At 72.8% G+C, this 21963-nt stretch carries 19 protein-coding genes; 10 read left to right on the top strand and 9 right to left on the bottom strand.

Going from position 1 to position 21963, the window contains the following annotated elements:
• The first annotated feature begins 30 nt into the window (after positions 1–30).
• The 3 genes from ACFSL2_RS16720 to ACFSL2_RS16710 all read left to right on the top strand — a co-directional run bounded on the left by ACFSL2_RS16720 (position 31) and on the right by ACFSL2_RS16710 (position 4349).
• Positions 31–1707 carry an outer membrane protein assembly factor BamB family protein gene (locus ACFSL2_RS16720; protein ID WP_377198920.1) on the top strand — a complete coding sequence of 559 codons (1677 nt, stop codon included), beginning with the start codon at positions 31–33 and terminating at the stop codon, positions 1705–1707.
• Positions 1708–1808: 101 nt separating this feature from the next.
• The gene (locus ACFSL2_RS16715) at positions 1809–3479 is read left to right on the top strand and encodes an outer membrane protein assembly factor BamB family protein (protein WP_377198919.1); all 1671 of its coding nucleotides are present in this window, start codon (positions 1809–1811) and stop codon (positions 3477–3479) included.
• 84 nt (positions 3480–3563) lie between these two features.
• Positions 3564–4349 carry a deoxyribonuclease IV gene (locus ACFSL2_RS16710; protein ID WP_377198918.1) on the top strand — a complete coding sequence of 262 codons (786 nt, stop codon included), beginning with the start codon at positions 3564–3566 and terminating at the stop codon, positions 4347–4349.
• A 38-nt stretch (positions 4350–4387) separates the two neighbouring features.
• Here ACFSL2_RS16710 and ACFSL2_RS16705 read toward each other — a convergent pair whose 3' ends face one another.
• Positions 4388–5257, bottom strand: coding sequence for a DNA/RNA non-specific endonuclease (locus ACFSL2_RS16705; protein ID WP_377198917.1), 870 nt, complete (start codon positions 5255–5257; stop codon positions 4388–4390).
• A gap of 95 nt (positions 5258–5352) precedes the next feature.
• On the opposite strand from ACFSL2_RS16705, the gene ACFSL2_RS16700 reads away from it, so the two are divergent.
• A complete protein-coding gene (locus tag ACFSL2_RS16700; RefSeq protein WP_377198916.1) occupies positions 5353–8040 on the top strand; it encodes a phosphoenolpyruvate carboxylase in 2688 nt (895 codons plus the stop codon).
• A 122-nt stretch (positions 8041–8162) separates the two neighbouring features.
• The gene (locus ACFSL2_RS16695; protein WP_377198915.1) at positions 8163–8942 is read left to right on the top strand and encodes a sirohydrochlorin chelatase; all 780 of its coding nucleotides are present in this window, start codon (positions 8163–8165) and stop codon (positions 8940–8942) included.
• A 50-nt stretch (positions 8943–8992) separates the two neighbouring features.
• On the opposite strand, the gene ACFSL2_RS16690 is transcribed toward ACFSL2_RS16695, so the two are convergent.
• Complete coding sequence (locus ACFSL2_RS16690) at positions 8993–9925, bottom strand: 5'-3' exonuclease (protein WP_377198914.1); 933 nt, start codon at positions 9923–9925, stop codon at positions 8993–8995.
• Between the two features lie 159 nt (positions 9926–10084).
• Between ACFSL2_RS16690 and ACFSL2_RS16685 the strand changes: the two genes are divergently transcribed.
• Positions 10085–10462: a hypothetical protein gene (locus tag ACFSL2_RS16685; RefSeq protein ID WP_377198913.1), complete on the top strand. Its 378-nt coding sequence runs from the start codon at positions 10085–10087 to the stop codon at positions 10460–10462.
• A gap of 54 nt (positions 10463–10516) precedes the next feature.
• Here the strand turns inward: ACFSL2_RS16685 and ACFSL2_RS16680 are convergent, their stop codons facing one another.
• From ACFSL2_RS16680 to ACFSL2_RS16650, 7 genes are all read right to left on the bottom strand, one after another.
• Positions 10517–10912, bottom strand: coding sequence for a fluoride efflux transporter FluC (locus ACFSL2_RS16680; protein WP_377198912.1), 396 nt, complete (start codon positions 10910–10912; stop codon positions 10517–10519).
• 4 nt (positions 10913–10916) lie between these two features.
• Positions 10917–11435, bottom strand: a complete 519-nt coding sequence (locus tag ACFSL2_RS16675) for a fluoride efflux transporter FluC (RefSeq protein ID WP_377198911.1) — start codon at positions 11433–11435, stop codon at positions 10917–10919.
• Entirely contained in the window at positions 11432–11893 is a 462-nt protein-coding gene (locus ACFSL2_RS16670; RefSeq protein WP_377198910.1) for a universal stress protein, read from the bottom strand. The genes ACFSL2_RS16675 and ACFSL2_RS16670 overlap by 4 nt, the downstream gene beginning before the upstream one ends.
• Before the next feature lie 24 nt (positions 11894–11917).
• Entirely contained in the window at positions 11918–12940 is a 1023-nt protein-coding gene (locus ACFSL2_RS16665) for a sigma-70 family RNA polymerase sigma factor (RefSeq protein WP_377198909.1), read from the bottom strand.
• A gap of 103 nt (positions 12941–13043) precedes the next feature.
• On the bottom strand, positions 13044–15239 hold the full coding sequence (locus tag ACFSL2_RS16660) for a SpoIIE family protein phosphatase (RefSeq protein WP_377198908.1): 2196 nt from the start codon (positions 15237–15239) through the stop codon (positions 13044–13046).
• A gap of 95 nt (positions 15240–15334) precedes the next feature.
• The gene (locus ACFSL2_RS16655; protein WP_377198907.1) at positions 15335–18364 is read right to left on the bottom strand and encodes a helix-turn-helix transcriptional regulator; all 3030 of its coding nucleotides are present in this window, start codon (positions 18362–18364) and stop codon (positions 15335–15337) included.
• 65 nt (positions 18365–18429) lie between these two features.
• Positions 18430–18675: a hypothetical protein gene (locus tag ACFSL2_RS16650; protein WP_377198906.1), complete on the bottom strand. Its 246-nt coding sequence runs from the start codon at positions 18673–18675 to the stop codon at positions 18430–18432.
• A gap of 308 nt (positions 18676–18983) precedes the next feature.
• Between ACFSL2_RS16650 and ACFSL2_RS16645 the strand changes: the two genes are divergently transcribed.
• From ACFSL2_RS16645 to ACFSL2_RS16630, 4 genes are all read left to right on the top strand, one after another.
• Positions 18984–19688, top strand: a complete 705-nt coding sequence (locus ACFSL2_RS16645; protein WP_377198905.1) for a hypothetical protein — start codon at positions 18984–18986, stop codon at positions 19686–19688.
• A gap of 152 nt (positions 19689–19840) precedes the next feature.
• Positions 19841–20212 (top strand): YciI family protein, encoded by a 372-nt coding sequence (locus ACFSL2_RS16640; RefSeq protein WP_377198904.1) that lies wholly within the window; start codon positions 19841–19843, stop codon positions 20210–20212.
• Complete coding sequence (locus ACFSL2_RS16635) at positions 20200–21462, top strand: RNA polymerase sigma factor (RefSeq protein WP_377198903.1); 1263 nt, start codon at positions 20200–20202, stop codon at positions 21460–21462. The genes ACFSL2_RS16640 and ACFSL2_RS16635 overlap by 13 nt, the downstream gene beginning before the upstream one ends.
• Before the next feature lie 137 nt (positions 21463–21599).
• Positions 21600–21785 carry a hypothetical protein gene (locus tag ACFSL2_RS16630; protein WP_377198902.1) on the top strand — a complete coding sequence of 62 codons (186 nt, stop codon included), beginning with the start codon at positions 21600–21602 and terminating at the stop codon, positions 21783–21785.
• The last annotated feature ends 178 nt before the right edge of the window (positions 21786–21963 follow it).

Genomic DNA, 21963 nt, shown 5'->3' with positions numbered 1-21963 from the left:
ACGGCGGCAGCCCGACATACCCTCGTTCGCATGGCACGCGATCCGGACCAGACTGGTGCGTTCGTCTTTGACCTGGTCGACGACGACACCGACCTCGAGCCACCCGCCGCCGCAGCCGGCTCGGCTGCCGCGGAGACGCCGGACGACGACGGCGCGGAGCACGTCGGCCCACCGCCGTCGGGCTGGCTGGGCGGTCGGTTGCGCGTCCTCGCTCCGGTCGCGGCGCTCCTGGCCGTCGTGCTCGGTACGGGGTTCGCCGTCGACGGCGTCCGGGACAGCGTGCGGATGGAGCGGATGCGTGATGCGCGGGGCGGAGTGGTGGACGTGTCGTCGCCGCTCGAGGAGACGTGGGCCTGGGAGGGCGCGGTCGGCCCCTTCGGGTCGATGACCCGCGGATTGACCAACGACGTGGCCGTGCTCGGTGGTCTGCTCGCGTTCCAGTCGGAGCGCCGGCTGGTGGGCCTGGACCCGGCCACCGGTGACGAGGCCTGGGTGGTCGAGCTGGGCGCCGCTCCGGACTGTGGGCCGATGGGGTACGCGGGCCTGGCCGAGATCACGACATCGACCCTGGTGTGCGTGGCCGGTCCCGACCGGGACCGGCAGGTCACGGTGGTCGGCCCGGACGGTGTGGCCGGTGCTGCCCGGAGCCTCGGTACCGCGGACCTGCGCCGGTACGGACGCGCCCGTCCCGGGTCGGACGGCACGGTGCTCCGCGCGCAGCGGGTCGGGCCGGAACCGGTGGGAGCCCTCGACTCCGTCGAGTGCACGGAGTCGACCTGGGAGTGCACCGGCACCGTCGAGGCGGGTCGCGACCTCGAGATCCGTGCCGAGGACGCCGTCACCGGCGAGGAGCGCTGGTCCGTGACCGTCCCGTTCCGGCCGACGGCGGCCGACCGGTGCAACAACTGGTCGGGCACGTCATGGAGCAGCACGGGCGGAACGACGGACTTCGAGCAGATGATCGACACGGAGGGCTTCGGCGCACGGACCACCGGGGAGCTCGTGCGGCTGTACGGCTGCGGCATCGAGGCCGGCGTGACGACGACGGGGGAGGTGCTCGGCCTGGGCCTCGAACCGGGGATGAGCGAGGTGTCCCCCGTCAGCGGCGGCGGGTACATCGAGTACGAGTACGACGAGGACGAGGACGATGTCCGCATCACGCTCTACTCGGCCGAAGGTGACGTGGTCCGCGAGTTCGACGGGCGTAGGCGTGTGCTCGAACCTGACGCGGTGGACACCGTGGAACCGGGCCTGCTCATCGCCGTGGGGCCGGACGCGCCGCGGTTGCGAGCCTACGAGGTGGACGGCTCGCAGCGCTGGGGCGTCTCGTCGCCGGCCGATGTCACGCGCTTCATCGCTCAGGTGGCGGGGACCGCCGTCGTCGCCTCGTGGTCGGGGGCGGTCCACGGGCTGGACCTGGCGACCGGTGCGGAGCGGTGGTCGTGGAACGGCTCGGACACGGACGAGGCCCAGCCCGGAGAGTGGTACGAGATGCGCGGGTTCACCGACGGGGACTCCGTGCTGCTGGCCACCCACAGCGGAAACGGGGGCATCGGCATGGTGTCGCTCGACGCCCGCTCGGGTGCCGTGCTCTGGGAGCGGGAGGCGTCCGCCGACCGTACTGGCGGGGGATTCGACAGAGGCCTCGTCGCGGTGGACGGCAACCTGGTCGACGTCACGCCCCGGGGGGTACGCGGCCTCGGCTGAGCGGCAGGTCGCGCCGGTCGCGCCGGCCTGCCCGGTCCCTGACCGGCAACGAACCGGCCGCTATCGGTGAACCCGCGTTCCGCCCGGCATACTCTCGGCGCATGGCACGTGAACCCGAGGAGGACGACAGCCTCGTCTTCGACCTCGTCGATGACGCGGTGGGTGATGACGACGCGGCGGGCGACGACGCGCGCACCGGTGCGCCGGACGGGGCGGATGAGCCCGGGTCCCGGACGGGCGGCCTCCTCGGGGACACCGGCGTCCTGAGCGCACGACTGCGCACCCTGGCCCCGTTCGCGGCGGTGCTGGCGATGGTGCTCGGTACGGCGTACGCCGTCGACGGGGTGCGGGAGGCCGACCGTGTCGACCGCATCCGTGCCGTGAACGGCGGTGCGGTGGACGTGTCGTCGCGGCTCGACGAGCTGTGGGAGTGGAAGGGCACCGTGGGTTACGGCGGATTCGGCAGGGAGGGCGGCACGGCCCAGGTGGCGGCGCTGGGCGACCTGCTCGTGTTCGTGTCGGCAGGCGATCTGCTGGCCCTGGACACGGCCTCGGGCGCGGAGGCCTGGGAGGTCCCGCTGGCCGAGGAGCCCGAATGTGGACCAGTCGGCTATCCGGGCTGGGAGCCGGTGGCCACCGCGAGCGTGGTGTGCGTCCACGGGCCACGCACCGACCGGGAAGTCGTCGCCGTGGGCCCGGACGGCGTCCCGTCCGCACGGGTGCTCGACGCCGCGGACACGGCCCGGTACGGGACCGCCCGGCCCGGTCCGGGCGGAACGGTGCTGCGCGCCCGGCGCGTCGGTCCTGCGGCGGCGCCGGACCTGGGAGCTGCCGTGTGCCGGCCGTCGGGCGAGTGCACGGGGACGGTGGAGACCGGCCGGGGCATCGCGGTACGCGCCGAGGACGCGGTCACGGGCGCGGAGCGCTGGCAGGTGACCGCTCCGTACGTGGCCACCCCGGCCGCGGCCTGCGTGCTGCCGTGGGACCGGTCCTGGGACGGGCTGCCCAGCCGCGGCCGCGACGGCGACCTGCCGGACACCGAGACGTTCGGCGCGCAGATCAGCGCCGATCGCGTGGACCTGTACGGCTGTGGTGCCCATGCCTCGGTCACGTCGGACGGCGCGCTGCTGCACGAGGCGGGCGAACCCGGGGACGCCGGCCACATCGCAAGCCTCTCTACCGGCGGCTATGTCGCGCTCGGACTCCGCCGCGGTACGCGCGACATCCTCTACTCCGCCGACGGTGAGGTGCTCGAGACCGTCACCGACAACCCGTTCGAGGCCAGCGTCATCGACGGCACGGGCATGCTGCTCGGCACGGACACGGACACGGGCACGGGCGAGTCCCGCCTGCAGGCCTACGAGTCCGACGGGACGCCGCGCTGGGCGGGCACGTCCGGGGCGACGTTCGTGTGGTTCGCCGCCGAGGCCGCCGGGACGGCCGTGCTCCTGGCGGAGGACGGTGCCGTGCACGGCCTGGACGCGACCACCGGCGCGGAGCGGTGGGTGTGGGCCCCGGCGGCACGCCGCGACGGCGCGCCGATCTGGAGCAGGTTCCCGCACCAGGCGTTCACCGACGGCCGGTACGTGCTCCTCTACCTGGAGGATGAGGCCGGCAGTGCGACCCTCGTGTCGCTCGACGCCGCCTCCGGCCGGCTCGCCTGGGACGTGGCCATGGCCGACGTCCTCAGCCTGCGGCAGGAGACCCCGCTGGTCGCGGTCGACGGCAACCTGCTGGCCGTCAGTGCGGGGAGCGTGCGCGGGCTGGGCTGATGCCGGGTGCCGACCCGCCACCGCCGGCACCGGGCGCCACTGCGGGCCGTCGCCGTGTCGGTGTGCCGTTCTATGGTGGGGTCCATGGTGAAGATCGGCGCACACGTGGACCTGACCGACGCGATCGGGGCGGCCAAGACGCTCGGTGCGGACACGGTGCAGGTGTTCCTCAGCGACCCGCAGGCGTGGAAGGTCCCCGAGCTGCCCTACGAGGGTGGCGCTGAGGCGCTGCGGGCCGACGCCGCGGCGGCCGGTCTCGACCTCTACGTGCACGCCCCGTACGTGATCAACGTGGCGTCCACCAACAACCGGATCCGCATCCCGAGCCGCAAGCTGCTGCAGCAGATCATGGACGGTGCCGGGGCGATCGGTGCCAAGGGCGTCGTGGTGCACGGCGGGCACGTCACCGCGAACGACGAGCCGGCCAAGGGCTTCGACAACTGGCGCAAGGCGATCGACGCCCTGGAGACCGACGTGCCGGTGCTCATCGAGAACACGGCGGGCGGCGACTACTCCATGGCGCGCCGCCTGGAGCGGATCGAGGCGCTGTGGGCGGCCGTGACCACGGCGAACGGTGGGGACAACGTCGGGTTCACCCTCGACACCTGCCACGCCTGGGCGGGCGGGATCGACCTCGTGACGGCCGTCGAGCAGATCCGTGCGATCACCGGCCGCATCGACCTGGTGCACGCCAACGACTCCCGGGACGTCGCCGGGTCGGGGGCCGACCGGCACATCCACTTCGGCGAGGGCCAGATCCCGGAGGAGCTGCTGGTCGGGGTGGTCGCGGCGGCGAACGCCCCCGTCATCTGCGAGACGAAGGGCGACATGGCGCCCGACATCGCCTGGCTGCGTGAGCGCCTGGGCTGACCGCCCACCGTAGTCACGGCCACGTCGGTCGAGACCGCTCAGGTGCGGGGCAGGACGATCTGGTCGCTCGTCCTGATCTCCGACCACGTTCGCGCGCGCGGGAGCCGGTGGATGGTGATGTCCGTGGGCCGGGTGCCCGCCGGTGTCGGGGGCGGCACCGCGAGCACGTCGGCCGCGGGGAGTGGGCCGAGGCCCAGCCGGGTCAGCGCCGCGACGTCGGCCACCGGTACCTGGTAGGTGCGGAACGGGCCCAGGGGCGGGATGTCGTCCCGGGCCAGTGCCTGGGTGGTGACCTCGTCGAGCCGGGCGTCGTCGAGCTGGGGGGTCTGGTCCAGCACGAAGCCCGTGCACCGCAGCACGTCGCCCGGACCGACCCACGCGACGACCTTCCAGAACAGGCGCGGGATGTGTACTCCCCGGTAGGGCGGGTCGTCGGCGGCGAAGACCGGCCCGGTCTGCACGGCGATGCGGTGGTCGTGGGCTGCGGCGTACGCGAGCACATGGTCCTCGAGGCCGTTCCACAGCTCCTTGGACTGGTTGAACCTGTTCACCTGCGGTGCGGCGTTCGGGTAGGTGAACGTGTCGTGGTTGGCCCGGGTGGCGGTCTCGGCGTCGCCCCAGACGGGGTCGAGGCGGCGCACGAGGTGACCCCGGTCGAGCGGGTTGCCCGAGTACAGCTCGTTGCCCGACTGCTCCTCGGTCGGGACCCGTTCGTCGAGCCGCCACCGGCCCGTCCGGCGCAGGGCGAGGAGGGATGCGCCGTCGACGACGCAGGCGGTGGCCGCTGCGAGGCGGCGGTCCGGGTCGAGCAGGACCGAGAAGTGGGTGTAGTCCAGCACACGAACCTCGACCGGTGAGACCGGGAGCGGGACGGTGAAACCGAGGAACTCTGCGTCATAGCCGGTCACAGACAGACAGCCAACCAGAGCGGGACAGGTCATGACCAGACCAACAACCGGACACGATGAACAGGCATTGGCAATCTCGTCCTAGGCTCTAGCCCGTGAGTGAATCAACTCAGACCGTTCGCGGCAACGCCCGGCACGAGGTACCCGACCCGCTGCGCGAGGACGTGCGCCTCCTTGGCGGCCTTCTCGGCAGGATTCTCCGCGAGGACGGGGGCCAGGACCTGCTGGACGACGTCGAACGTCTGCGAGAGCTGACCATCCGTGCCTACGGCGACCCATCGCCACGCGCCCTGGACGAGGCGGCGGACGTGGTGGCGTCCTTCTCGGTCGAGCGTGCCGAACAGGTCGCCCGCGCGTTCACCTGCTACTTCCACCTCGCCAACCTGGCCGAGGAGTACCACCGCGTCCGTGTGCTGCGCTCCCGGGAGGCCGAGGCGAGCACCGGACCGGCCGTCCTCGAGGACACCATCCCCGCCGCCTTCGCCCGGCTCACCGAGGAGGTGGGGCGGGACGAGGCGCTGCGCAGGCTCGGCGAGCTCGAGTTCCGGCCGGTGCTCACGGCCCACCCGACCGAGGCTCGCCGCCGCGCGATCAGCGGCACCATCCGCCGGCTGGCGGACCTGCTGGCCGAGCGGGACACCCGGCGCCCCGGCGGGGTCAGCCTCGCCGAGAACGAGCGGCGCCTCCTCGCCGAGATCGACACCATGTGGCGCACCGCGCCCGTGCGGACCAGCAAGCCGTCGGTGATCGACGAGGTCAAGACGGTCATGGGCGTGTTCGACGCCGTGCTCGTCGACGTCTTCGGCGACGTGTACCGCCGCCTCGACGACTGGCTCCTGGCCGACGACGCCGGCCGCGCCACCCCTGTCGCCAAGCCGTTCGTGAAGCTCGGGACCTGGATCGGTGGCGACCGCGACGGCAACCCGAACGTCACCGCGGAGGTCACGCGCCAGGCCGCGACGCTCGCGGCCGACCACGCGCTGGCAGCGCTGGAACGCCAGGCGGTCGAGACCGGGCGCAAGCTGACGCTCGACGCCGAGGGCACCACGCCGTCGTCGGACCTCAATGCGCTGTGGCAGCGGATCCGCCAGATGTCCGACGGCGTGGCCCGCCGTGCCGAGGCCGCGTCGCCGAACGAACCGCACCGTGCCGTCATGCTGGCGCTCGCCGAGCGGGTCGCCGCCACCCGGTCGCGCGACGCCGACCTCGCGTACGCCAACGCCGAGCAGTTCGAGGCGGACCTGCTGGTGGTGCAGGACTCGCTGGTGGCGGCCGGCGCCGCACGCGCGGCCTACGGAGACCTGCAGCGCCTGGTCTGGCAGGTGCAGACCTTCGGGTTCCACCTGGCGGAGCTCGAGGTGCGGCAGCACTCGCAGGTGCACGCCGCGGCGCTCGAGGAGATCCGCGAGCTGGGCGTCAACGGGGCGCTGAGCGACAAGACCCGCGAGGTGCTCGACACCTACCGTGCGCTCGGTGCCATCCAGCGCCGGTTCGGTGAGCGCGCCGCGCGCCGGTACATCGTGTCGTTCACGCAGGCGCCGGAGCACCTCGCCGCGGTCTACGAGCTGGCCTCGTACGCGTTCGCCGACGACCCCGAGGCCGGACCCGTCATCGACGCGATCCCGCTGTTCGAGACCTTCGCGGACCTGCAGAACTCGGTGCCGATCCTGGACTCGATGCTCACGCTGCCCGCCGTGCAGAAGCGGCTGGCCGAGAACGGCCGACGGGTCGAGGTGATGCTCGGCTACTCGGACTCGTCCAAGGACGTCGGCCCGGTGGCGGCGACGCTCGCCCTGCACGACGCCCAGTCGCGCATCGCCGAGTGGGCACGTAACAACGAGCTGAAGCTCACCCTGTTCCACGGCCGCGGCGGTGCGCTCGGCCGCGGTGGTGGCCCCGCCAACCGGGCGGTGCTCGCCCAGCCGCCGCACTCGGTGGACGGCCGGTTCAAGCTGACCGAGCAGGGCGAGGTCATCCTCGCGCGGTACGGCGATCCCGTCATCGCGTCCCGGCACATCGAGCAGGTGGCCGCCGCGACGCTGCTCGCCTCCGCGCCGTCGGTCGAGGCCGTGAACGAGAACGCCACGGCCAAGTTCGCCCCGCTCGCCGAGGCGCTCGACGCCGCGTCCCGCGATCGGTTCCACCAGCTCGTGAAGGCCGACGGGTTCCCGCAGTGGTTCGCGCAGGTCACGCCCCTGGAGGAGGTGGGTCTGCTGCCGATCGGGTCGCGCCCCGCCAAGCGTGGCCTCTCGGTCAACTCGCTCGACGACCTGCGTGCCATCCCGTGGGTCTTCTCGTGGTCGCAGGCCCGAATCAACCTGGCCGGCTGGTACGGCCTGGGTACGGCGCTGGCGGCGTGCGGCGACGTGGAGCTCCTGCGGTCCGCCCGCAACGAGTGGCCGCTGTTCGCGACGCTGCTCGACAACGTCGAGATGTCGCTCGCCAAGACCGACGAGCGCATCGCGGCGCAGTACCTCGCCCTGGGTGACCGGGACGACCTGGCGGAGATGGTGCTCGACGAGCTGCGCCTCACCCGCGAGTGGGTGCTGAAGATCAGTGGCAACGAGTGGCCGCTGGCTTCCAAGCGAGTGCTGGGCCGGGCCGTGCAGCTGCGGTCGCCGTACGTCGACGCCCTGTCGTTGCTCCAGGTCCGCGCGCTGCGCGGCCTGCGCACCGGGTCCGACGGAGGCTCCACGGTCGACGGCGCCTACGCCGGCCGACTGCAGCATCTGCTGCTGCTCACGGTCAACGGCGTCTCGGCGGGCCTGCAGAACACGGGCTGAGGTGGGCGGTCGGCCGCTCGCTGGCCGGGAGTGAGTTCGGTCGGTTGATCTGAGTTCGGTCAATTAATGGACCGATCTCACGTCAACCGACCGAACTGAGGCTAGAGGGACGAGGAGAGACGATGAGCGCGGTACTGGTCGGGACATCCCACGGCACCGACGACCCCGCCGGGCAGGCGGCCGTGCGAGCCCTGCTCGCCGGTGTCCGCGCGGCCCGGCCGGAGCTCGACGTACGCGAGGCGTTCGTGGACGTCCAGCAGCCCGACGTCGGCGAGGTACTTGTGGGTGCCGTGCGGGACGCGGGTGCTGCCGTCGTCGTGCCGCTGCTGCTGTCCACCGGGTATCACGTGCGGCACGACATCGCGCAGGCGGTCGCGGGGGTCAACGCCAACGGCCCGGACGGCGGCGCCGCCGGTGCGGACGGAATCGTCGCCGGTGCGGTTGCCGCCGATCCGCTCGGGCCGCACCCGCTGCTCGTCGACATCCTCGCCGACCGGTATGCCGCTGCCGAAGCGGCACACGGCCCGTTCCGGTCCGACGACGCGGTCGTGCTCGCCGCGGCTGGTTCCTCGGTAGCGGCCGCGGCGACCGCCGTCGAGGAGGTCACGAGCGCCCTGGCCCAGCGCCTCGGGCGTCCCGTGACCCCGTCGTACGGTGCGGGCGCGGAACCACGGGTGCCTGCGGCGGTGGCGGCGGCCCGAGCCGCCGGCCAGGGGACACGCGCGACGCGAGTGATCGTCGTGTCGTACCTGCTGGCGTCCGGATACTTCCTGGACCGCGTGCTGGAGGCGGGTGCCGACGTCGTGACCGACCCGGTAGCAGGACCGGCCGGAGCCGAGAAGGCCGACCCGCGCCTGGTCCAGGTGGTGCTGGACCGCTACGACGCGGCTGTCCGAGCCTGACCCACGTGCCTGACCCACGTGTCAGACGCTGACCGACCCGTCGTGGGGGCTCAGGCCCAGCCGAACGCGGTGCGTACGCGCTCCACGCTGGACTTCAGGCCCCACTGCGCGGTCAGTGCCTCCAGCGCCGCCGGGTCGGCGGGGGCCGCTGGCACCGCCGGATCGAAGGCGGGCAGCGGCACGTCCCGCGCCACCTGCACCACGACGGGTGCCACCCGCAGGTACGGGTCGGCCTCCTGGAGGCGGCGACGCTGCGTGGTCGTCAGGCCCTTGTCCCCGTCATCGCGTGCCGTGAGGATGCCGGCCAGGGTGCCGTACTGGGCGAGCAGCTTGGCTGCCGTCTTCTCGCCGACCCCCGGAACCCCCGGCAAGCCGTCGCTCGGGTCGCCCCGGAGCGTCGCCATGTCGGCGTAGGCCTGGCCCGACGTGACGCCGTACCGCTCGGCCAGCCGCGCCTCGTTCACCACGTCGGGATCGCGGATGCCCCGGGCGGGATACAGCACACGCACGCCCGCGGCGTCGTCGACCAGCTGGAACAGGTCGCGGTCGCCGGTGACGATGTCCACGGGACCGGCCTGCTGCTCGACCGCGCGCGTCGTCAGGGTGCCGATGACGTCGTCCGCCTCGTAGCCGGGTACGCCGACGCGCGCGATGCCGAGCGCCGCGAGCACGTCCGCGATGATCGGGACCTGGGCGCGCAGCACCTCCGGCACCTCCTCGATGCCGGTGGTGCCCGGCACCTCGTGCGCGACGCGGTGCGCCTTGTAGCTCGGGATCGCCTCGACCCGGAACGCGGGGCGCCAGTCGTCGTCCCAGCACGCGACCATGCGGTCGGGTCCATGGGTCGTGGCCAGCCAGGCGATGGTGTCGAGCAGCCCGCGGACGGCGTTCACGGGCATGCCGCTGGGCGCCCGCAGCGAGTCGGGGACGCCGAAGAAAGCGCGAAAGTACAGCGAGGCGGTGTCGAGGAGCATGAGGCTCATGGGGGGAAGCCTGCCACGGCACACCGACACGCGTACGTTGAGCACGCTGGAAGCGCCGTAGGCCGCAGTACGGGAACAATCTGGGGGAAATGCCGCCCGAAGACCGGTTTCGGCGTGGCGTGCCCGTAGTGTCCGAACATGGCAAGCAAAGAACAGCAGGTGACCGAGGTCATCGAGGGCCTCGGCCTTGGCCTGGCGGCGATCGGCGAGGTGCGAGTGACCTCCGCGAAGGCGGATCTCGATCGTGCGCTGAGCTACGCGTGGTCGAGCTGGGAACACACCAGCGACTACCCGTTGATCGAGCGGGTGCAGAAGCCGGAGAACGAGCTCCGGGCCGGGATCAGCGGGTCGAGCCGGCGGACGAACGCTGCGGTCGTGTGGCGGGAGGGCGACGGCTCGTTCGTCGTCGACATCGCGCTGGTGAACCGGACGCCTGAGGAAGCGGCGCGCTTCGTCGGCGATCGACCGCTCAAAGAGTGGACGCACCTGGCGGAGCTCTTCCGCAGCGCGATCAACCCTGGCGAGGCGCCTGTGTGAAGAACGCCCGGAGCGCACCGCCGACGGCGACCGGCGGTGGCGCTCTGACGCAGGTCAGCTGAACAGGGCGCCCACCGCCGTACCCAGCCCGGCGGCCAAGACCGTCACCGCCAGCGTGCCCAGGGCGTTCGCCAGCGCGAGACGCAGCCGGCCGGACTGCGCCAGGCGTACCGATTCCACCGTGGCCGTGGAAAAGGTGGTGAATCCGCCGCACAGGCCCACGGCGAGGGCGATGTGCAGCAGATGGGCCAACTCGCCCGGCACGCCCCGCTGGACGAGCGCGAAGAACAGCATCGAGAACACCCCGATGAGGAACGAACCCACCACGTTCACGACGAACGTGCCCCACGGGAACCCGCCGTTGTGGCGGCTGCGGATCTCCCCGTCGACCATGAAGCGCGCGGCGGCACCCACACCGCCGCCGACGGCCACGACGAGCAGCTCGATCATGTCGTCACCTGGCCCCTCGACGTCGGGCGGCGCGAGCCGCGACCCCGATGCCGCCGAGGCACGCCGCCGTGCCGCCCGCGAGGGTGAGCACGACGTAGAGCACGGCGATCCCGACCGGAGCCTCGACGAGCAGCCTCTGCACCTCGAGCGCCAGCGCCGAGTACGTGGTGAAACCTCCGAGCACCCCGGTGCCGATGCCGAGCCGGATCTTCCGGCGCCGCACGGTCTCCCGGCCCTGGCGCGAGAGGGCCTCCAGGAGGTATCCCAGGGCGAACGCGCCCAGGACGTTCACCACGAACGTGCTGACGGGGAACAGGAACAGCACGGGGACGGCGATGGTGCCGGCCGGCACCGCGTTCAGCGGCGCGGTCGCCCAGGCGCCCACGAGATACCGGGCGGCCGATCCGCAGGCGCCGCCGAGCGCCACGAGCCCGACATAACGCCAGTCGCGGTGCGGCGCGTGTGTCACCCGGTGCGTCCCCTCGTCAACGTCCGACAGGTTGAGGAAGAACCTATCGCTCATGAGGCCGACGCCGGCTCAGGCAGTACCACGACGGGGCGGGGCTGGTTGTGGATGAGCCGGCCGGCCACGGTTCCCCCCACGACGTTCGTCGCCCAGCTGCGCAGGCCGGGCCGACGGGAGCCGACGACGATCATCGCGGCGCCCACCTCGTCGGCCACCCGCCCGAGCTCGGCGGCCGGGTCGCCCGCGCCCCGCAGTGCGCACCAGGGCAGTCCGACGTCGGCCATCGCCCGGTTCAGCCCGGCCAGGACGTCGGCACCGTAGGCGTCCGAGGACACGGCGATGTCCGGGTCCACCGAAACGGTGAATCCTCGTGAGTCGGCGACGGCTGTCTCGTCGACCCACACACATACGAGCTCGATCAGGCTTCCACCCAGGGACTGGACGAGCGCCGCTGCTCGTCGAGCCAGGTCCGGGTGCTTGTGGTCAACGCCGACCACCACGGATCGCACAGTCACCCTTGTGAGGGTATGGCCAAACGCCTAGTCCAGGTGGTCCGGCAGGCCGAATCGGGAGAACCACTTCTCCGTGTCGAGAAATGTGGTGATGCCGGTGACGTGCTTGCCGTCGTTCTCCAGCACGACGATCCCCCACGGGAAGTGGCCACCCTTCGGGTCCGGCCGGTACTGGGCGAACCCCGGTGTGCCGTTGACATGGATGGGCACGCAGCGCGAACCCTCGCACCCGTAGCCGGGACCGGTCAGCCACGCCTGGATGTTGTCGATACCCTCCAGCCACATCGCGTACGGCGGCATGTTCATGACCGCGTCCTCGCGGAGCAGGTTCGCCAGGGCCTTCATGTCGTACCGCTCGAACGCCGTCACGTACCGCTCCAGCAGCTCGGACTCGTCCGCCGACGGCGGCGTCGTCGGCTCCGAGGCGCCGGACCGGTCCGGGGCCTTGTCGGCGAGGGTGGCGCGGGCTCGTTGCAGCGCACTGTTCACGGACGCCACCGAGGTGTCCAGCAGCGTGGCCACCTCCGCCGCGGGCCAGCGCAGCACCTCCCGCAGGATGAGCACCGCACGCTGCTTGGCCGGCAGGTGCTGCAGCGCCGCGACGAAGGCGAGCCGTACCGACTCCCGTGCGACGGCGGTGTCGGCGGGGTCGCTGGCGCCCGGGAGCACGTGGTCGGTCGGGACCGGCTCCACCCACGCGTACTCGGGGAGCACGGTCGCGAGGCTCTCCTCGACCGGGTCGACCGCGGCGCCGAGGCCCATGGGGCGCTCGCGCTTGGCGCGGCTGGAGCCCAGCTGGTCGAAGCACACGTTGGTGGCGATCCGGTACAACCAGGTGCGTAGTGAGGAACGGCCCTCGAACCGTTCGTACGACCGCCACGCGCGCAGGAGGGTCTCCTGCACCGCGTCGTCGGCGTCGAAGGCGCCGCCCAGCAGGCGGTAGCAGTATCCGGTGAGCTCGCGGCGGTAGACCTCGAGCTGCGCGGAGAGCTCGTCCGCTGCCAGGCCCTCATCGGTGCTCTGCCTAGGGTGTGACGCTGTCTGTGCCATGGATCACACGGTACGCGGCACCACTGACACGCTCCCGTGGATTCGATCCAGGCCGAAGCCGGCACCCCGAGCCCCCGGTCGGGTGCTGCCGCATCTCGCGCGGTCAGTGCAGGTCGAGCTCGAACCAGACGGTCTTGCCGGTCCGCCGGCTTCCCCGCCGGCCGGCGCGCTGCTGCGTCGTCGTGGGTTCGCCGTGGCGGTCCACGCCCCACCGCGACGCGAGCCGTTCGAGGAACTGCACGCCGCGGCCGCCGAAGTCGGTGACCGTCGGGTCGCGCAGCTCGGGCTGCGCCGTGGACGAGTCACGCACGCCCACGCGCAGGCGCTGCATGTCCACCTCGACGGTGGCGGTGAACGGCGCCTGCCCGTGGTCGACGGCGTTCGTCAGCGCCTCCGACGTCAGCAGCATCACCGTGCGGCGCAGGGGCATCGGTACGCCACAGCTCTCCAGCACGTCGTCGACCCAGATGCGGGCAGGTCCCACGTCGCAGAGCGACGGGGCCAGCTTGCGTTCCGCGGTGGCGGGTCGGCCCGGCGACGGCGGGCCGGACGGCGAAGCGGCCCGCACCCGGACGGCGAGCACCGCGACGTCGTCCCGCTGCTCGTCGGACGCGAGGCGGCGTACGAGGGTGACGGGCAGCGCCGCGGTCGCCGTGTCGCCCAGCACGCCGAGCGTCTTCTGCAGGCGGTTCAGCCACTGGTCGGGCGTGGTCCCGCGCTGCTCGGCGAGCCCGTCGGTGTAGAGCAGGAGCGTGTCGCCGGGATGCAGCGTCGTGACATGGTCGGTGCGTTTCGCCGTCGGACGCACGCCCAGCATCATGTCCGGCTGCACCGAGAGGCGCTCCACCGAACCGTCCTCCCGGAGCACGAGCGGAGGCGGGTGGCCGGCGGTGGACCAGGTGAGCTGGTAGGACCCGGCGACCCGCTCCAGCCGGGCCACCACAGCGGTTCCGCTGGCAAGCAGGCCCAGGCCCGCATTGGCCTTGTCGAGCAGGGACAGCAGGGCCGACGGCGACTCGTCGTGGCTCCACGCGAACGCCCGCAGCAGGGACCGGAGCTGGCCCATCTTCGCGGCGGCGCGCATGTCATGACCGGTCACGTCGCCGATCATGAACATGGTCGCGTCGTCGTCCACCGCGACGGCGTCGTACCAGTCGCCGCCGATCTGGTCGGAGCGCGTGGCGGGCGAGTACGTGGCCGCCATGTCGAGGTGCGGCACCTCCGGCAGGCGGCTGAGCATCGCCCGCTGCAGGGTCTTCGCCGACTCGCGGCGCTCCTCCAGGAGGCGGGCGCGTTCGAGGGCGTGCCCCGTGTAGTGCGCGAGGCCGGTCTGGAGCGCGTACGAGTCCTTGTCCGGTCCGCGGTCCCGTTCCCAGGCCAGCACGATGACGGCGACCACGACCCCGGCCGTCACCACCGGGAGGAACGCACGGGCGCCGACCCCCGGGTCGCAGAGGTCCGTGAGCGCCGGGAACGCCGACAACATCTCGTCGCTGGTCCGGAACAACAGGGGCCGCCCGGTGCGCGCCGCCTCGGAGACCGGTCGGTGGTCGTCCAGCTTCGCCTGCCGCATCCGCTGCGGGAACTGGGGCTCGGCGTGGACGAGCGACCGGTAGGTGATGCCCCGCCCGTCGGCGTCGGCCACGGCGAAGGCGCAGTAGCGCGCGCCGATCCCGGCGGTACCCACCTCGACGATGACCGCCTCGACCTGGTCCATGGTGTTGGCGTTCGCGAACGCCTCGCTCAGGGAGAGCAGGAACCGGCTGCGCCGGTTGGCCCGGACCGCCGTCTGCTGGATCCGGCGTGCGCGCTCCCGCTCCGCGCGCAGGCGCAGCTCGGCGGTGCAGGCGGCGGCGAGGTCGGCAAGGGACGCGCGGTCGTCCTCCGACCACTCGCGTGGCTCGTCCACCACCGCGCACAGGGCGCCGACTGCGCGCCCGCGCAGATCGAAGACGGGATAGCCGGCGACCGCGACGAGCCCCATCTCGCGCACGAGGTAGCAGTCGCGCAGCACCGGGTCCAGGCGGGCGTCCGACAGGACCAGGGGCTCCGCGCGCGTGGCGATCAGGGTCGTGAGCGTGCCGGGGTACTGCAGCAGGCGCTTCGACTGGAGGGGCTCCGGCATCCCGGACGCGCCCGCGAGCACCTGTCCCTCCGGGACCACGAAGTACACGACCGCGGCCGGCACCTTCAGATGGCGCCGGACCAGGCGCGCGAAACGGTCGAAGGCCTCGTCGGCAATGGGTGCACCGAGACCGACGTGCTCTAGGTCCCGCAACGCCTGGAGGTCCGTCGGCATCTTCTCAGTATTGCGAGAGAAGGGCGTGTGCGCGACAGATGTACCGGATGTGTCCCTTTTGCGCCTGGCAGGTAACCTGCGGCCTCCTCGTCACGTCAGACCTCGAGGAGACCCCGCTGATGCGCGAGGCTCACGGCCTCCGCCCGGCCCGAGGCACCGAGCTTCGCCAGCAGGTTGGACACGTGCACGCTCACCGTCTTGGTGGAGATGAACAGGCGCTCGCCGATCTGCCGGTTCGACAGCCCCTGTGCCACGAGGCCGAGCACCTCTTCCTCGCGGTCGGTCAGGGTCGACGCGGTGGCGCGGCGCACACCCGGCAGGTCGAGCCGTGCCCGCCGGGCCAGCGCGCGGACGGCATCGGCCAAGGGGGTGGCGCCCATGCCCTGTGCCTCCGAGAGGGCCTCGGCCGCCTCGACCTCCGCCGCCTCGCGCTCGCCGGCGCCGAGCAGGGCCTCGGCCCAGCGATAACGAGATCGCGCCACCTCGTAGCGGTAGCCGAAGTCGAACGCGTTCACCGTGTCCTGCCAGGCCGCGGCGGCTTCCCGCCACAGCAGGCCGGGGGCCGGCTCGTCCCCGGCCGCGTCCATCGACGCCGGCACGTGCCCGGCGGCGGCGTGCAGGCGGGCGTTCTCCGCGGTCGCGCGCTGGAGCCACGCCTGGCCCTCGGGGCCGAGCACGCCACCGCGCGGGCGACCGCGCTGGGCGGTCTCCCTGGCGATGGCCAGAAGTGAGTCGCCGCGCTCGATCCGGGCGGCCGTACGAGCCTCGACGGCGGTCGCGGCGGGCGAGCCGGGTGCGCCGACGCGGCCGGCCGACCGGTCGGCCTCCGCCGCGTCCGCCAAGGCGGCGATCGCCAGCGCCGACAACCAGATCCGGCCGAGGAACACCTCGGTCCACACCTCGCCGAGATGATCGGTGATCCGCACCGCCAGGGCCGCCGCGTCGTCGTACCGGCCCGCCCACGTCAGGGCGTCGACCAGGCAGCCGCCGCCGAGCAGGGCGATCTGACCGTCGCTCTGCCAGTGGTCGAACAGGGCCTCGCCGCGAGCGATCACGTCGTCGTCCCCCCGGGCGACCGCCGCGTACATCCGGCTCGCGTCCAGGATGTGCTTGGACGTGGCGGGCACGCCGTCAGCGGCACGTGCCGTGAGATCGCCACGGAAGTAGAGCATGACCTCCCGCAGGATCCGCAGGTTGACGGTGGGCGCGCTCCAGGCCAGGCCGAGCTCCTCCGCCCGGTCGAGCGCGTGCTGTACCCGCTGCTCGGCGGGTTCGAGCTCACCGGCGTAGAAGCGGTTGGCGGTGGCGCTGTACAGCGTGCGCATCTCGGTGAGCGCGTCCCCCGCCTCGATGGCGGCCGTGCGAGCCTCGTCGAACAGCGCCGCGGCGCGGTCGGGGTCGGCGACGTCGAGCACGGCGAGCGTCGACAGCGCGGCCGCGAGGGCGCCGGACTGCCCGACGGCTCGCGCTTCCTCGATGGCGCACTCGGCGTGCTCACGGGCGTCGTCATCCTGGTCGGGGATCATCAGGACCCGGGCCAGCAGGGCGTTCGTCCAGATCCGCTCGGGGCTGCGCTGCGGAAGTATCTCGAGGGCAGATCGCAGGTCCGCGATCGCCGCCTCGACCTGGCCTGGCTCCTCGTCCCACGTCGGCAGGTCGAGGTACCGGTGCACGAGCACGTGCTGCAGGCCTGCTCGTCGCACGGGGTCGTCGACGCCGTCGGCCGCGCGCTGGGTCAGCTTGACCGCGCGCATCGGGTTGCCCGCCCGGGCGGCCGAGTCGCCCGCGAAGAGCGCGACGTCGACCCGGTCGCAGCCGAGCCGTTCCTCGGCGTCGGGCACCGACTCCCAGAGGGCCAGCACCTGCTCCCAGTGCCGTAGCTCCTCCTCGGGCGCGAGCAGCCGGCGGGCCCGCAGGGCGGCGTCTCGCGAAGCGCTCAGCGCCGCGGGCAGATCGTGGCCCTCGAAGGCGTGGTGCGCACGCTCGGCCGCGCTGCCGATCGGCATGCCGTCGGGGCCGTCCTGCTCGATCACCGCGAGGTAGGCGCGGTGCACCGCCGAGCGTTCACCCGGAAGCAGGTCGGCGTAGAGCGCCTCGGCCAGCAGTGCGTGCCGGAACTCCAGGTGCGTCCCCGACACGACGAGCACCTGCTGCGTCACGGCCTCGCGCAGTGCGGCGTCGACGTCCAGCGTGCCCCAGCGCGCGCTGGCGGCCCGCAGCAGCTCCTCCCGCACGCGGCGTCCGGCGACCGACGCGATGCGCAGCACCTGCTGCACCTCGGGGTCCAGCCGTTCGAGCCGGGTACGGAGCACCTCGGTGAGCGTCCAGGGCAGGCTGGCCGAGTCCGGCCCGGCGTCCAGGAGCTCCTCCGCGAAGAACGCGTTGCCCTCGGACCGCTCCAGCACCTCGGCGAAGCCGGAGGCCGCCAGCGGCCGGCCGGCCAGGGCGGTGGTGAACTCGCGCAGCTCGGCCTCGTCGAACGGCCGCAGGTCGATGCGCTCGACGTGCTCCAGCCGGGACAGCTCGGCGAGCAGGGGCCGCAGCGGGTGGCGCCGGTCGACGTCGTCCGCGCGGTAGCTCACCACGAGCAGGACGTGCTCGGACCGGGCGCGGGCCGCGAGGAAACGCAGCACGTCACGCGTCGAGGCGTCGGCCCAGTGAGCGTCCTCGACCACGAGGACGAGCGGCCGCTCGGGCGCGCCCGCGACCGCGAGGCCGCGCGCGATGCCCTCGAAGAGCTGCAGCCGCTCGTCATGGTCGGCGTCACCGGTACCGCCCGGCTCCAGGAGCCGCCACAGGGCCGGCCGCTCGGCCACGAGCTCCGCCACCCGGGCGGCGGCCTCCGGTCCGGCCGCTCCGGCCTGCAGCTGGGTCAGCGCCTCCGTGAAGGGGAGGTACGGGATGCCGACCTGCCCCAGGTCCACGCAGTGCACCACGACGGCGCTGGCCCCGGCCTGCTCCGCCGCCTGGGCGACATGGCTGAGCAGGCGCGTCTTGCCGACGCCGGCGTCGCCGCCCACGAGCACCAGGCCGGGGCGGCCCGCCGAGGCGCGCCCGACCGCCAGGAGGAGGGAGGCGACCTGCTCCTGCCGGGAGATCAAGGGGATCGTCGTAGAACGTCGCACCTGCACATCGTCCCACCGGCCACCGACAGTGCCCGCCACCTGGTGCCCCTCGGCGCTCCCGTGGTTCACGCGAACCGGCCGCGGTGCGTGGTGCCCGCCACCGGACGCATACCGGCGATGCCCTCCCTGATCTGCTCGGTGCGGTCGGCGCGCACCCGGTGCGCCGACCTGCGCTCGGACCGGCGTGCCGCGCGGCGCCGGGACCGGATCAACCGGTCCGCACCGCTCGCCCGGTGGCCTGCCCATGCCTTCCGTACCTCTGCCTGCCGGTACTCGACCTCCGCCTCGATGGCGGGTCCCCACAGCGACATGATTCCTCCGGATGTCCCCGGCGGGCCGTGTGCCCGTCCGGCTGCTGAGGAAGACACTCGTCCTGAGCCCGGGGGTCGCGGATCGGTCGGTCGGGCAGTGCTGGCGGGTGAGGCACGGCAGGCCCGCGTCTGAGGTACCCCTGAGGTGCCTCTGAGGTGGCCCCGACGCGGTCTGAGGTGCCTCGGGCTCGTCTCCGGGCACCGGTGCGGCGGCCGCGATCCAGGCAGTTCACAGGCTCGCTATTGCGATCTACGTCACACCAGACGCACACTGGAACAAGAAGCGGACCCAATTCGGGGGTGGAATCGTGACCGGAACCGAAGCTGGAACGTACGACATCTTGCCCATGCTCGGTCGTGGGAAGCACCGCAACCCCAAGAAGGGTGCGTGCTTCATGGAGCTGGCATCCTTCCTCGCAGGCGAGAAGTGGAGCGACCACCCCGCCTGTACGCACCCGCTGATCGCGATGCTGGCCCGTGCGGTGAACGACCTCACGGCGGACCAGGCCCGCCCCCAGCTCGCGCCACTCATCCCGTCGGTCATCGGCCTGACCAGCACCGATCCGCGCTGGGACGTGCGTATCGCGCTGCGTGCGGCGCAGACGGCGCTGCCCGTGTCGCCCGCCGACCGCCAGCAGACGCTGGCCGTCGCGATCCTCGGGTCCGAGCGCATGCTCGACGTCCTGGAGGACCGCCCGTCCGGCACCCTCGCACCGGAGAGCAAGGACGCGCTGGCGGCCGTACCGAAGACGGCGGCCTGGGCCGAGCGGTTCTGTGCGGGCACCAGCGTGCGGCCCAAACGGTTCGTGCGCGACGCCGCACCGAGCGTGGTCTCCACCGCGGTGCAGGGCATCTCGGAGGCCTTCGTGCCCGACGTCGACGCGCGGCTCCGGGAGCTGCTCGCGGCAACGATCGCCGATGCGCGCCACTGGGCGGGGAACGCGGACGACGATGCCCGCTCCCTCGACCCGCTGGCGTGGGGCCCGGTGGTGAAGGCGGCGCCGACCGCCTGACCTGCCCGGCCGAACAGGGGGAACCGGGTCGGGGCGCACCAGGGGGTCGCCCCGGCCCGAGTCATGTCCGACGAGTTCGGCGGTTCTGTCGATCGGGTGCCCACGAGATCGTCACCCCAGTGTCAGACAGACACCGACCGGAGGACAGAACCATGCGCTACACCATCCTGCTGCACTACCCGGAGCTCACGCCGGAAGACCTCGGCGCCGGCGGCTGGGAAGAGGGCGAGCGCGCGTTCGACGCGTACGCCACCGCACTCGACCAGGCCGGGGTGCTCCTCTCGGCGGAGGTGCTGCAGCCGTCGTCGTCCACGACGACCGTCGCCGTGCGCGACGGGGAGCTGCGGGTCCAGGACGGCCCCTTCGCGGAGACGAAGGAGCAGCTCGGCGGTACCTTCGTCGTCGACGTACCGGACCTCGACGCCGCGCTCGCCTGGGCCCAGAAGGCGCCATCGGTCCAGTGGGGCGCCGTCGAGGTGCGCCCCTCGGCCACCCACTTCGAGAACGGCTCGTGGACGCACTGACCGGGCACGACGACGTGCGGGCCGTCGCGGAAGCGGCGGCCCGCACGTCGTACGGCCGGCTGCTGGCGCTGCTCGCCGCCCGCGACGGAGACATCCAGCGCGCCGAGGATGCCCTCGCCGAGGCGTTCGAACGTGCCCTGCGGCACTGGCCGGACGACGGTGTGCCGCACAACCCGGACGGCTGGCTCCTCACCGTGGCCCGCAACCGCCTGCGTGACCTGTACCGCTCCGCCGCCGTGCGGACCGCGGCACCGGCGGAGGCGGCATCCGACGCAGCGGTCCCGGCCGAGGAGCCCGACCCGGACGCCCTCGGCGACCGTCGGCTGGAGCTCCTGTTCGTCTGCGCCCACCCTGCGGTCGAGGCGGGGATCCGCACCCCGCTCATGCTGCAGACCGTGCTCGGCGTCGAGGCACGTGACATCGCCGCGGCGTTCGCGGTGCCCGCGCCCACGATGGCGCAGCGCCTGGTGCGAGCCAAGCGTCGCATCCGCGACGCACGCATCCCGTTTCGCGTCCCGGCCCGTGACGAGGTGCCCGACCGCCTGCCCCCGGTGCTGGAGGCCGTGTACGGCGCGTACGCGATCGACTGGCGCGGCGCGGCGCCCGAGGTCCGGGACTCGCTCACCGGTGACGCGCTCACCCTCGCGCTGCTGCTGGCGCACCTGCTGCCCGAGCCGGAGGTCCTCGGCCTGGCGGCGCTGCTCTGCTTCTCCGTGGCACGTGCGGGCGCTCGCGAGTCGGACGGAGTCTTCGTTCCGCTCGACGAGCAGGACGTCACCCGCTGGGACGGGGCGCTGATCGAGCGGGGAGAAGCGCTGCTCCGGCGTGCCCTCGGTGGTTCGGAAGCCGCGAGCGAGCCCGCAGGCCCGCCAGGCAGGTTCCAGCTCGAGGCCGCCGTCCAGTCCGTGCACTGCGCCCGCGCCCGCACCGGGCGTACGGACTGGCCGGCGCTGCTCACCCTGTACCGGGCGCTGCTCCGTGTCGCCCCGACGCTCGGCGGACGGGTGGCGCTCGCGGCGGTGCGCGGCCGGGTCGACGGCCCGGAGGAGGGGCTCGCCGAGCTGGACGAGATCGCGGAGCTGGACCCGGCATCGGGCCGGTTCCAGCCGTGGTGGGCCGCCCGCGCGCATCTCCTGGCGCAGGCGGGCTCCGTCGACGCCGCCCACGCGGCCTATGCCAAGGCGCGCTCGCTCACGACCGACCCGGCCCTGCGGGCCTTCCTGGCCGGCCGGGACGCAGCTGTCCGATGACGGCCGCGGCCGGGTGAATATTGTCGCCGCGGTCACAAACCGCGGGGTGGTTCTCTCCCTACCCAACGAAACGAGCTCCAGGTACGTCCTGTTCAACTGAGGGCGCCCACTCGAGGGGCCGGGAACGGGGACCGACCATGACGACCACGACAGCAGCGCTCACCGGCAACAGCGTCGCCGCGATCGAGCGTGACCTGCGGCGCATGGAGCTGCTCAACCGGCGGGAGCACAGGATGCGTGCCGCCGGCCGTCCGGCGCCGATGATCTCGTATCTCAAGCTCGCCACGCGCCCTCGTGACCGCTGGCGGTACCCGGACGCGTGACGTGTCGACGGGCGGGGCCGCAGATCCAGGGGGTTCGGCGGCCCCGCTCTCTTTCACCCAGGAAATTGCACGTGGCCCCCATGACGTTCCCCTTAGGCTCCTGAGCATGAGTGGACACCCTTCACCCCATCTGCCTGCGGACGGTCATGCGCCGGTACCGCCTCCCCCGGGTGGGTAC

The sequence above is a fragment of the Promicromonospora aerolata genome (genome assembly GCF_042682255.1).
GTDB classification, from domain to species: domain Bacteria; phylum Actinomycetota; class Actinomycetes; order Actinomycetales; family Cellulomonadaceae; genus Promicromonospora; species Promicromonospora aerolata.
Note: the sequence above shows the minus strand (reverse complement) of the source record. Positions and strands in the feature narration are given on the sequence as shown.